Raw genomic sequence first — 11,199 nt, 5'->3', positions numbered from 1 at the left:
CGATGGCCGGCAGCCGGCCGGCACCACCGGCAGCTCCAGCGGCGTGCCGTCGGCGCAGCGCCGGTCGGGCGCGCGGTCGTCGCGGGCCGCCGCGATCAGGAAGGAGTTGTTCCAGGCCAGCATTTCGGAGCGGATCTGCTGGCCGGCGGGCAGGTTGCAGAGCCGGTCGAGCAAGGTGCGCGAGAATTCCTTGGTGCCCTGCGGCGTCGGCTGCGTCAGCGACGCGTCGTAGAGCGCTTCGCAGGGCTGCGAGCGGATGGTCGGCCCGGCCGCGTCGAGCCAGATCAGCCCGGTCGAGACGGCTTGCTTGAACAGGTCCTCGTTCGAGCGGCTGGTCTCGGTGAAATCGGGCTGCTTGATCCAGGCCCGGCTGGCGGCGAGCTCGCCGATCAGCCCGCCGGAAAGCCAGAGGAAGCCGGCGATGGTGACGATCCCGACGGCAACGGCCGTCAGGCTGCTGCGCAGGCCGCGGAACAGCGGATGGCTCATGGCGTCGCCCCCCGAAGCTCGACCACCAGCGGCCCGAGCACGAACGGCCCGTTGGCGGGGATGGTGCAGGTGCCGGCAGCTTGCGCCTTGCGGTCGCCGAGAATCCAGATGTCGCCGGCCGACTGCACGGCGACCCCGCCCGGCACCGCGGCGATGAAGCCGACCGGGTTGTGATCATAGAGATTGTCGAGCCGCTCGACCACGCCGGAGCCGAACTGCACGCGCACCGCCTCGCCGAGCCAGTCGAAGCTGCCATAGCCGCGCGAGGACTGGTCCGGTCCGAACGAGATCGCAGTCTGCTCGCGCGGCAGGGCGATGTAGCCGAACTCGCCTTCCTCCAGCATCAGCACCGAGCGGCGGCGATTGTCGAAGCTCATGCTCTCCGCCCGGAATTCGCCACCGGCGCGGCTGTAGCGCAGCTCGCGGCGGTCGTAGCGGCGCGCATCGCGGCCCTGCACGACGATGCTGTCGCGCGGCGCCAGCATCGCCGAGGACATCAGCCGGCCGCCATGGCTGCGCTCGATCCAGTAGCGCGCCATCCGCCTGCCGCCGAAATTCTCCGGAATGGCGAGGCCGAGCACCGCCAGATGCGGCCCGCTCAGTGGCTGCTGGTGCAGGCGGCAGGGCCGGCGGTCGAGCGTCACGTCGACCATGCCGAGCGAGACGCGGCCGGTTTGCGGGCGGATGCCGAGGATTTCGAAGCGGGCGTCGATGCCGCCTTGCGTCGGCGTCGGCAGTGCCTCGACCTGGATCGCCTGGGCCCGCGCCTCGGGTGTCTGCGGCAGGGCGGTGAGCAAAGGCAGGCCGCCGGCATCGCGGGCCGAGGAATCGACCGGATAGCGGCCGAGGAAGAAGATCGTCCCGGCCGGCAGGTCGGGGTGGACGGCAGGGGTCAGCATCTCGCTGCGCGAGAAGGCGAAGCGCGCCTGGCCGGGATAGAGCCCGCCGGCGGTGTTGGCGCCGATGATCGGCTGGCCGATGGCGATCTCGGCGTTCTGCCGGATGACCACCTCGCCATGCGCCAGGCGGCCGCCCTGCGGCGGGGCATGCACGCCATGGCCGAGATAGACCGCGACCGGCGCTGCCGCATGCAGGCTCTGCTCGACATGGACGGTGACGCCGATATCGGGGTCGATCACGTCGCGGTAGCGCTGCTCGATCCGGTCGGCGAGGAAGCGGCCGAGTTCCTGCGCGCCGGGCAGGGATTCGGCGGTGAGCACCACGATCGAGGTGAAGGGGATGTCGATCGGCTGCGGACCGCTGCCGCCGTCGATCAGGGCGATGCCGCGGTTGCGGTCGATCAGGTCTTCCAGCGAGAGCCGCGCATCCTTGGTCGGCTGCCCGGCCTGGGTCACGGCGAAGACCGGCTTGCGCCAGAGGTTCTCGATGCCCGGCATCGCCTCGCCGGGCTCGCCGGCGACGGCGCGCAGGCAGGTCAGCCGCCGCGGATCATGCATTACCAGGTCCATCAGATCGGGCAGGGCCATGGCGTCAGCTCACTCGGGCGGAAGGGAAGGCGGAGCGGGTGGAAGGGGCAATGGGGCGAGGCAAGCCCGCCCTTGTGACGGCCAGAGCCGTTTTCGCCTGGTCGCGTGTCATTCGGTTTGCCACGGCAAGAGGGCTTGTAGCTGAAGCGCAGGTCGTCCCGGCTCTCCCTGCGGTCGCCCGGGACGACCTCCGATGTTGGATCATCGACATTGCCGGGCTCAATAGATCCGCGAGACGCGGTCATGCTCGATCCGCCAGCAGGCTTCCCAGCCCTCATTGGCGGCGAGCACCGTGACCTTGCGGCTGGTCGGCGACAGCACCTCGGAGACGATCTCGCAGGGGCCGAAGCCGTCCAGCCCCTCGCGATGCGCCTCGACGATCGAATCGCCTTCGAGCAGCACCATCGGGTCCTGGCCGGCGAGCAGCGGGCGCAGCCGCGACAGCGCCTTGCCCTGCGGGTCGAGCCCGGGAATGGTGCGCACGAACTGGAAGCGCCGGCCGAGATTGGCGCGCCCGCCGAGGCTCGGCGCGACCTCGTCATGCTCGGCATGGAGCCGGTCGCCCGAGCCCATGTCGTAGCCGAGATAGTGGATGCGTTCGGCGGCGAACTCGGTGCGCAGGCCGGTGGCGCCGAGATCGCGCATCTGCACCGCCATGGCGGCGATGCCGAGCGGGTTTCTGTGCAGCACGGCGCTGCCGGCCATGTCGCCCTCGATGCCGAGGATGGCCGCGCCGGCGATCACCGCCTTCTTCATCGCCGCCGGCGAGAACGGCCGCTCGAACGGGAAGGCGCTGTGGCTCGCCTTCGCCTCCTCTGCGATCGCCTCGAAGATCGGCGGCCAGAGCGCGGCCCGCCCGGTCGGCACCATGACGATGGTCGGGCGCTGCAGCGGGTTGGGGCCGGCGGCACGCGCCATGCGCGGCAGCATGCCGCCGAGCACGGCGGCGATCTCGTTGAGGCGCTCGGAGGCAGCGCCGGCGCCCTTCTCCAGCGCCATGCGCGAGAGCTTCAGGACGAGGCGGCGCGTTCCGGCCTTGTCGGCGGGATCGAGCGCCAGCCGCAGGCCGGCCGGCAAGGGGGCCTCGGCCAGTGCCGGCTCGCCCTGCGCCACGAACAGGCCGGCCACCTCGCCATCGCGGCGCAACTCGGCGAGGACGAGGTCGAAGCTCTCGTCAGGCGCCTCCCTGTCCCAGCGATAGGCGGAACGGCCGGCTTCCGCCTTGGCGGTGAGGCGGGCGGCGAGGTTTGCCTTGGCCTGCTTCACCGCGTTGCGCAGCCAGGCCCTGGCGGCAAGCGCAGCCGCGTCCTGGCGTTGCACGGCGCGGGCCAGCGAGGCCTCGGCGAAGGCTGGCTGCCAGTGCGCCTGCTGGGCTTCCATCGCCTTGTCGATCAAGAGCGCGGCGATCTCGGCCAGCGCCTCGTCCATCAGGTCGCCGCCGACCGGCAGGCCGAAGGTCGCGATTGTCTGGTTGCTCAGCCGGTCGCCGTCGCGCCGCAGGCGGGCGAGCGCCACATCGCTGGTGCCGCCGCCGATGTCGAGCGTCACCAGCAGCGCCTCGCCATGGTCCGGCACGGCGGCGCGGACCTCCGGCAGGCTGGCGACATAGCGCGCCGCTGCGACGGCCTCGGGAACCGTGACGGCGGCGTCGGCGAAGCTGGTCGCGCCCGGGAACAGCCGCTCCAGCCGCTGCGCGAAGAGTTCGAGCGCGGCGCGGTAGCGCGAGACGATCTCGTCGCCGATGCCGCTCGGGCAGGAGATCAGGATGCGCGGCACGATCGGCGCCGGCGCATGATCCTCGATCCGCAGCCGATCCTCACCGAGGCGCAGCACATAGAGGTCGACCAGTTCGTCGAGCACGTCGGCGACGAGCGGCGCGATCTCGACCGTGTTGGTGGCGACGACCCGTTCGGCGGCCACGTCATAGCGGTGGACCTGTTCGGGCAGCGTCAGCGAGACCGCACCCGAGGTCAGCGCATGCTTCAGCGAATCGATCCGCTTGCCGCCCTCGGGCAGGCCAGCTTGGGGCGGTGGCGCCGGCGCCGAGACGTCGTAACGGCGCGAGAACGCCTTCAGCCGCCGCGCCACGGTCGCCCGGTCGGAGCCGATCAGCGACAGATCGGGCAGGCTGTGCGGCGCATGGTCGGCGCGCAGATTATTGCCGGAATCGAGCCCGACATGACTGGGGATCAGCGGCGCGGCGCCGGCGTCGTGCAGGGCCGCCTCGCCATGGCGCGGATCGACATGCCGCGCCAGCCAGGAGCCGAGGGCCAGCGGCCTGATCTCGGTGGCGCGGCCGGCGGCGCGCGGCGCGCCCGACCAGATCGAGGTCGCCGAGGCGCCGAGATCGATGCAGATCGGCAGCCGGTGGACGCGGCGGCTGTAGCGCACCGGCAGGGTCGCGCGAGCGAAGGCCTTGCCGCCATCGTCGCCGGCCGTGATCGCGAGCGAGATGGTGATCGGTCCGCGCAGCACATTGGCGCCGCTGGTCCGCACGGCGCGCGACAAGGTCGTGGTCAGCGCCTGCATCGGCACGACGGCGCGGCCGCGCCGGCCGAAATCGCCCTCGCGCACGATCTCCAGCGGGAATGGCGTCTCCGGCTCGGCGATTTCGGTCTCGCCCATCCGGCTGACGACTTCGACGGTCAGCGGTGCGGTCCGGGTCAGCGGCCAGCGCCTGAGGTCGATCACCAGCCCGTCGCAGCGCACGATCGAGGTCTCGTCATCGGGGTCGACCTCGGCATTGAGGCCGCCCTCGATCTCGAAGCTAGAGCTCTCGCCGAGCGGGCAGGTGAGGTGGGCGCCGGCGATGGTCAGGACGACATCGCCGCGGTTCTGGCTGCGGATCGGGACCGAACGGGCCTCGAGAGCGCTCGACCAGGGCCTGGCCGGCCCGTCGGGGTCATGGCCCGAGCCGTCCTGGCCGACCCAGCCGCCGAGCTTGGCCGTCAGCCTTACCTGCAGCGCCGCCTTGGGATTGGCCTGGATCGTCTCGTCGACGAAATCGAGCACGGCGTCGCGCGTCAGCGTCACGTCGAGCCGGACCTCCTGCCCGGCCAGCGCCGGCGCGTCGGCGAGCCAGAGCAGATGCCGGCAGGTGCTGGCGCCGGCATCGGGATAGCGCCTGAGCGAGACCGAATGGTCCATCGGCGCGGCGATGGCGAGCGAGAGGTTCTGCGCCTTCAGGCCGAAGCAGCTCGCCTCGATGGTCAGGCCGCGCCGGCCTTCCAGCACGATGTCCTTCGGGATGTCGATGGCGATCTGGCTGACGCCGAGCGTCTTGCCGGTGGCGAGCGAATCGAGGTCGATCTCGACCGGCTCGATCCGCCATTCCGGCTGCGAGGCGCCGGCCAGCACCGCGATCCTGACGACGCGCCGCGGCGAGGCGCGGGCGCCGCCCGGCGTCTCGACGATGGTCGAGAAAGCGATCTCGAGGCTGGCGTCGCTGTCGATGTCGGCCTGCTGGCGGTGGCTGGCGACGGCGCGCATCACCGCCTCGCGCCGCAGGCCGAGCACCAGCCGCTCGCCGGCGCGCACTGCCGCCTTGTCGAGCAGCGCCTCGCCTTGCAGCCAGCCGATATCGGCGCCGCTGGCGAGGCCCGGCGCATGCGAGATCAGCGCGACCGTGACAGCCTTGACCATGTCCTCCGGCGCCTCGAAGGCGAGGATGTCGATCAGCGCCTCGCTGCCGTCGAGCGCGACGGAGGCGCTGAAGCTCGCGAGCCGGGTCTCGAGATTATAGCAGGAAGCCGCGGTCATCCGTCCTCTCTTCCGGCTCCGGTCGGTGCCGGCTCATCTGCGGGAGCGCCGCGGCCGAGCGCGGCGCCCCATTCATGGTCGACGCCCGAGACCGCCGCGGCGGCGGCGAGATAGCGGGCGAGGGTGTCGCTCGCCCCGGCGCGCAGGCGCCGATAGGCGGCGCCGAAGCCGGGGTCGCCAGCGTCGGCGAGCGCCTTGGCGGCGAAGGGCGTGCCGGCGAAGGCGGCATCGGCCTCGCGAAGGGCGAGATCGGCCAGCAGCAGCCTGCCATAGCCGCTGAGCGTCCGGCGCAGCGCGGTGGCGTGGGCTGCCGTGGCATCGTTCTGGCCCAGCGCCTGGCCGATCTGCGTCTCGATCGCGGCGAGCGCCGGCGCCAGGCCCTCGACGGCGTCGATCGTGGCGACGAAGCCCTGCGTGGTCGCCGACAGGCGGGAAGCGCCGCGCAGCGGATCGCCGCCGCGGTCGCTGCGCGCGGCGAGGCCGGCGAGCCCGGCCGCGACCTCCCAGGCGACGACCAGATCACCGGCTGCCGCGCTCTGTTCGGCCTCGCGGCGGAGCCCGGCGAAATGGCCATGCAGCAGCACGATCTCGCCGGGAGTCAGCTCGGCTAGCCGTTTCGCCAGCTCGTCCAGGATGCTCGCGGGCTGGCTCGACTGCGCTGCCGCGTCAATGAGTTCGCTGCGCCGGCGCGCCACCTCCTCGAGCGCCGGTGTCGCCGGCGGCCGGCGCTGCGCCTTGCGGCGCAGTTCGAGCAGCAGGCTGTCGAGGCTGCTCAGCGGGCGCTGGCCGCGGCGCTTGCGCGCTTCCGCGATCGTCTGCTCGACCTCGGCGACGACTTCCGCGCCGAGCCAGCTCTGATGCGCGCAGGCCGCGATGTCGTGCAAGAGTCGCATCGCCCGGCGATCCTGGCCGGCCAGCGTCATCGCCTCGCGGCTCAGGAGTTGCGGCAGGGCCGGATCCTCGTACCAGCCGAGCAGGCGCTCGGTCTCAGTGGAGGGGCGATCCGCGCGCGGCGCCGGCAGCAGCAGACGCACCGCGCAGGCGCGCGCCGCCAGCTTTGGTTGCGCCACCGCCCAGAGCAGCATCGCGATCTGCTCGTCGAGGCTGCGCTCGCCGAGCTCATCGGCCCGCGACGGGTCGAGGCCCGCCATCGCTGCCGCTGCCTCCAGCAGGCTGCCGGCAGCGTCGGGCGCCTTGGCGCGCGCGTCGATCCGGGCGAAGGGACCGGCATCGGCCGGTGCTTGCGCCCGTGCAGCTGCGATTTCCGCCAGAAGCGTGCTCAGCCGCGCCGGTCGTGCCGGGGTTCCAGCCTGCCAGAGGCCCTCTGCCAACCGGCCGGCGGCGAGTGCGAGATCGTCGCGCAACGGCGCCGCCATGCCCGGTGCGGCGACGACCAGCGCCTGGCCGCTGCCGCCACCGAGCGCCAGCCCGGTCGAGACCGAAGCGGCATAGCTCTCGCGATGCGAGACGGCGCCGAACTCGCCCTCCCGCCAGCGGATCGTCATCGGCGCGCCGTTCGCGGCCTCGCCCGCGCCGGTCCAGACGAGCTGGCGGCGCGGCTCGGCGAAGATCAGGACCTCGTCCTCTTCCAGCCAGTCGGGCAGGCTCAGGCGGCAAGCGCCGTCCGCCTCGGCGGCCGGGTGCAGCAGGCGGAAACCGCGGCGCAACGCTGCGACGCGGCCGATGCCGGAGGCGTCGGTGTCACGCAGGTCGGCGGGCGTGGCGGCGAGCGAGTCGAGTTCTTCTTCGACGGCGAGCCGCAGATCCGGGTCGAGCTGCGCCAGGGCCTGCCGCGCCTGCCGCATCGCCGCCGGCAGATGCGCCACGAGGATGCCGGCCCGGCTGCCTTCGCCGCTGAAATCGAGCGTCAGGCCACTCGTGCGGGCGACCGCGACGCGCGTTAGCGTCGCGCGCTCGTCAGCCGGGTGCATGAAGGGGCCGGCCAGCAGGCGAAGCCCGCCGGAGCCGGTTTCGCTGATCTGGTTCAAGCCGCTGGCAATGAGCGATGCCGGAGCGTTCTGCGACCGGTCGGCGAGGGCAAGACGCGCGATCGACAATGGACCCGCAGCGGCGTCTGAATGCGCCTGCAGCAAAGCGAGGCCGGCGCTCTGCGGGTCGGACTGGTCCGGCGTCAGGCGCTCGTCGAGCTGCACCGGGATCGCGCTCATGCCGCCATCCGCCGAGACGGTGACGGCGTGGACGATGCGGCTTCCGGCCGGCAGCGCCCCGGCGAGCGGCGCGCCTTCGCCGTCACCGGCGGCGATCAGGGTGATGCGGCCGCCAGCCTCCTCGGCTGCCAGGAAGCGGGCCCGGGCGCTTTCGCTCCAGACCGCGGCGACATGACGTGAGCCGTCCCAGATGATGGCGACAGGCGCCACGGAAAGATGCACTGGTGCAGGCTCCGGAAAGACAGGCGCGAGAGGATGTCGGCGGGCGGACCTTGCGCGATGGTCCGGCGTCTTGCAAGACGTTGCGGCAAGGCAGGCGGCGAAGCTTCCCTATTGCTGGGGAAGCTGCGGCTTGCGAGGTCCAGCGGTCCCGCCCTAATCTTGCGAAGACGGGCGCGCGACTTCACGGGCCGGAATCTACCCGCTCCGCTCGTCGGAGCGGCGCTCGAATGCACGATGTGACGGTGGAGAGCGCTTCCATGACGGCAGAGCCGGTCTGTTTCGCGGCCTTGCCCGCTTCGCTGCCCGCACATTGGGCGGCGCCTGCGGCCGATTCGCCTGCCGGCGAAGATGTCGTCATGCGCCGCGTTTCGCTTTCCGGCCTCGGCCAGGGCGAGACCGTGCAGGAGGCGCAGGCGAGCTTCCTTGCGCCGCGCCTGCTGCCGCGCCTGTTCCGCGAACCGGCCCAGGCCGGCGCCGAGGCGCGAGCGGCGCTGGGCGGCGCACGAAGGCTCGTCGTCCTGCTGCCGATCGGCCGCTATGATGACGGCGTCTGGGCGCCGATCATCGAGCGCATCCTGCTCGGTGCCGGCGAAGCTGCCGCCGGGCCGCGCGAGACCATCCTGGCCTGGAGCGGCGTCGAGCCGTTCCTCGCGCCCTTCGGTCGGCGGGCGCAGGAAATCTGGAGCGATCCGCGCCTGGTCGAGGCCTTGCTCGGCGTGTTCGAGCGCTCCGCCCGCTCGCTCGCCGCAGTCCTGCGCGAGCTCGGCGAGGGCGCCGGCATCCGGCGCGGCCTGATCCGGTTCGAGCCCGGCCCGGCGGAGGCACCGGCGCGGGTCGCGCTGGCGCTCGCCTGAGGCCAAGGCTACTTCCAGACCAGCGCGTTGGCGAGGTCGCGACGGCCGCATTCGAGCGACATGGCGTTGACGGCGGCCTGGTAGCCTCGGAGCGAGTAGACCACATGCGCCGGGCGGCCATCCGGCGTAATGCCGTTGATCTCCAGCTTCGTGCCGCGATTATAGCCGGCGACGGCATCCATATCGAGGATCGGCTGGCCGTTCGAACCCTGCTTGGTCGGCCGGATGAAATTGCCGGTTGCCGTCGCGCTGGCGTTCAGCTCGCGCATCGCGCCGCCATCGTCGATCATCGCCTCGAACGGCGCGCCGGGGCGGTAGAAGCGCTTGTCCTCGATCAGGTGCTGGATCTCGCCGCTGCCCTCGCTCTGGGCCGAGAGCAGGATGAAGGGCGCCTGCTCGCGCCAGTTCAACGGTCCGGCCTCGACCGCGGCGGTATAGGCGTAGCAGGTGCGTCGGCCGGTCCGCGGATCTTCTACAACGCTGGCATACCAGTTCTGGAACTGGCGGATCAGGCGGCCGGGCGCCTCGGGCAACAGCATGTCGGTGGTGTCGACCGCCCGGGCGCGCAGCTGGTATGACTGCTCCGTCTGCGCGCCGCTCGCGACGCGGATCGTGTACTGGCCGGCAGGCAGCCTGTAGCGCCTGAGATTGGGCCGGCTCGGATTGACGATGTGGATCGTCTTCAGCGGGATGTTGCGAGCGCCGAACACGTCGAGCTTGAGGGCCTTCTGCACACCGGGCACGCTCGTCGTCGGAATATCGACCTCGACATAGGATTCGCGGCCGACCGAGAAGGCGTATTCCTGGAAGCCGCGCCCACCGGCGACCCGTCCGTTCAGGCGCAGCGGCGCGGCGCCGAGCCGGGGCACCACGGCGCGCACGCTGCTCGACGGGCCGAGTGCCGCCCACTGCATGGCGGGCAGGTCGTCGGTCGAGACCAGTCCGTCGCTGAAGACGGCCGTCTCGTCCTTGCGCCGAACATTGATCGAGAGGTGATAGCCATTGGGGCGCGGCACGACGATCACGGAGGCGGCCCAGAGTTCGGTCGCCTCGGCGGAGGCCTCCATCGGGCTGATGACCGGCACCTGCGTCGGGTTGCCGACGGATTCCTCGGGGGCGGTGCGGCGGGCGTCGTCGATCGCCTTCTCCATCAGCCGCTGGAAATAGTCCGGCAGCTGCGGATCGAGCGAGGTCCCGTTCGGCAGGCTCGCGCTCAGGACGAGCGGAACGGAGCCGCGCGTGCGCCTCCAGACTTCGCGGGCGGCGTCGGCGAAGATGTTCTCGGCGCGCTTGTAGATCTCGCCGACGAGATTGGCCGGCACCGAGACCGGACCGACGCTGGGCGAGCATTGGTAGTCGCGGCGGCCGATCGCCTGCAGCACGAAGTTAGTGTTAGGGCCGACACGCTGGCCGGTGGCGCGGATGACGATCTCGACCTTGTCGAGGATGGCCTCGACATCGCCGGCATTGGGTGTCGCGGTCAGCCCTGCGCCCTTGACCTCGAGCAGCGCGCCGATGTCGCCCAAAGGCGCCATCTTGAGGCCGTCCAGCCGCGAGAAGGCGGCGTGGACCTGTCCCATCAGGTTGTTGCCCTGGTCCTTTGTGAACGCCTGGGCGGTGACGGGCAGGGAAGCCGTGCCGACGAGCACGGGCGTCTTCAGCGGTCCGCACTGCGCGTTGACCTGGCGCCACAGCTCCTTGGCGGCGGAGCCGATCGGGTCCTGCTCGTCGAAACCGGCGAACATCTGGGTCTGTGCCGAGGTGACCGCCGGAGAGGCCACCGTCAGGCAGGCGGCCGTCATCCAGGAAATCAAACGCGGCAGCGATGTCGCCGTCATACTCGTCCCCTTGCGACCCTCCCCCGCAAAGGAGGGAGGGCCGTTTTTCTGCAAGCCTCGGCTCAGATGCCGGAGGCTTCGTTCGTCGACAGGTTGACCTCGACCGTGTCGCTGCCGGCGGCCTGGCCGTTGCGGGTCACGGTGCGCTCGACGACGCGGACGCGCTGGCCCGAGCTGTTGTTGTAGGTCCGGACCGGGCGAGCCCGCACCACGACATCCTGGCCGCTCGAATTGCGGAAGCGCTGCGTGTTGGACGAGCCGGAGCGCGCTGCGAGATAGGCAGCCTCGCGGGCCCGCTCCCTCTCGATCGCATCGGCGATGACGAGGCCGGTGAGGCCGCCGACCTCGGCGCCGATCGCCGCGCCGCGCCAGCCACCGACCG

Annotated in this window: 6 protein-coding genes and 1 pseudogene; 1 reads left to right on the top strand and 6 read right to left on the bottom strand. The window is 71.7% G+C overall.

Annotated elements, in window-relative coordinates; genetic code table 11:
- From V6M56_RS08700 to V6M56_RS08685, 4 genes are all read right to left on the bottom strand, one after another.
- Nucleotides 1-489: hypothetical protein (locus V6M56_RS08700; protein ID WP_332682914.1), on the bottom strand; the 489-nt coding region annotated here is incomplete at its 3' end.
- Nucleotides 486-1,976, bottom strand: coding sequence for a hypothetical protein (locus tag V6M56_RS08695; RefSeq protein WP_332682913.1), 1,491 nt, complete (start codon nucleotides 1,974-1,976; stop codon nucleotides 486-488). The genes V6M56_RS08695 and V6M56_RS08700, both read right to left, overlap by 4 nt.
- 219 nt (nucleotides 1,977-2,195) lie before the next feature.
- Nucleotides 2,196-5,735 (bottom strand): hypothetical protein, encoded by a 3,540-nt coding sequence (locus V6M56_RS08690; RefSeq protein WP_332682911.1) that lies wholly within the window; start codon nucleotides 5,733-5,735, stop codon nucleotides 2,196-2,198.
- A complete protein-coding gene (locus V6M56_RS08685) occupies nucleotides 5,732-8,125 on the bottom strand; it encodes a hypothetical protein (RefSeq protein WP_332682909.1) in 2,394 nt (797 codons plus the stop codon). Before V6M56_RS08685 ends, V6M56_RS08690 begins: the two co-directional genes overlap by 4 nt.
- 356 nt (nucleotides 8,126-8,481) lie before the next feature.
- On the opposite strand from V6M56_RS08685, the gene V6M56_RS08680 reads away from it, so the two are divergent.
- The gene (locus V6M56_RS08680) at nucleotides 8,482-8,979 is read left to right on the top strand and encodes a hypothetical protein (RefSeq protein ID WP_332682907.1); all 498 of its coding nucleotides are present in this window, start codon (nucleotides 8,482-8,484) and stop codon (nucleotides 8,977-8,979) included.
- 8 nt (nucleotides 8,980-8,987) lie between these two features.
- Here the strand turns inward: V6M56_RS08680 and V6M56_RS08675 are convergent, their stop codons facing one another.
- Together V6M56_RS08675 and V6M56_RS08670 are read right to left on the bottom strand one after the other, a co-directional pair.
- Nucleotides 8,988-10,781 (bottom strand): hypothetical protein, encoded by a 1,794-nt coding sequence (locus V6M56_RS08675; RefSeq protein ID WP_332682905.1) that lies wholly within the window; start codon nucleotides 10,779-10,781, stop codon nucleotides 8,988-8,990.
- A gap of 98 nt (nucleotides 10,782-10,879) precedes the next feature.
- Nucleotides 10,880-11,199 (bottom strand): annotated as a pseudogene (locus V6M56_RS08670) (hypothetical protein); the annotation flags it as partial.

The sequence above is a fragment of the Allobosea sp. genome, assembly GCF_036675845.1.
Lineage (GTDB): Bacteria > Pseudomonadota > Alphaproteobacteria > Rhizobiales > Beijerinckiaceae > Allobosea.
The sequence above is the reverse complement of the archived record's forward strand: the minus strand, read 5'-3'. Positions and strand labels throughout refer to the sequence as shown.

What these genes read in the sequence shown, in the direction of transcription:
- V6M56_RS08675 (WP_332682905.1), bottom strand. Translation starts at nt 10,781, where the DNA reads ATGACGGCCGCCTGCCTGACGGTGGCCTCTCCGGCGGTCACCTCGGCA.
- V6M56_RS08680 (WP_332682907.1), top strand. Translation starts at nt 8,482, where the DNA reads ATGCGCCGCGTTTCGCTTTCCGGCCTCGGCCAGGGCGAGACCGTGCAG.
- V6M56_RS08695 (WP_332682913.1), bottom strand. Translation starts at nt 1,976, where the DNA reads ATGGCCCTGCCCGATCTGATGGACCTGGTAATGCATGATCCGCGGCGG.
- V6M56_RS08690 (WP_332682911.1), bottom strand. Translation starts at nt 5,735, where the DNA reads ATGACCGCGGCTTCCTGCTATAATCTCGAGACCCGGCTCGCGAGCTTC.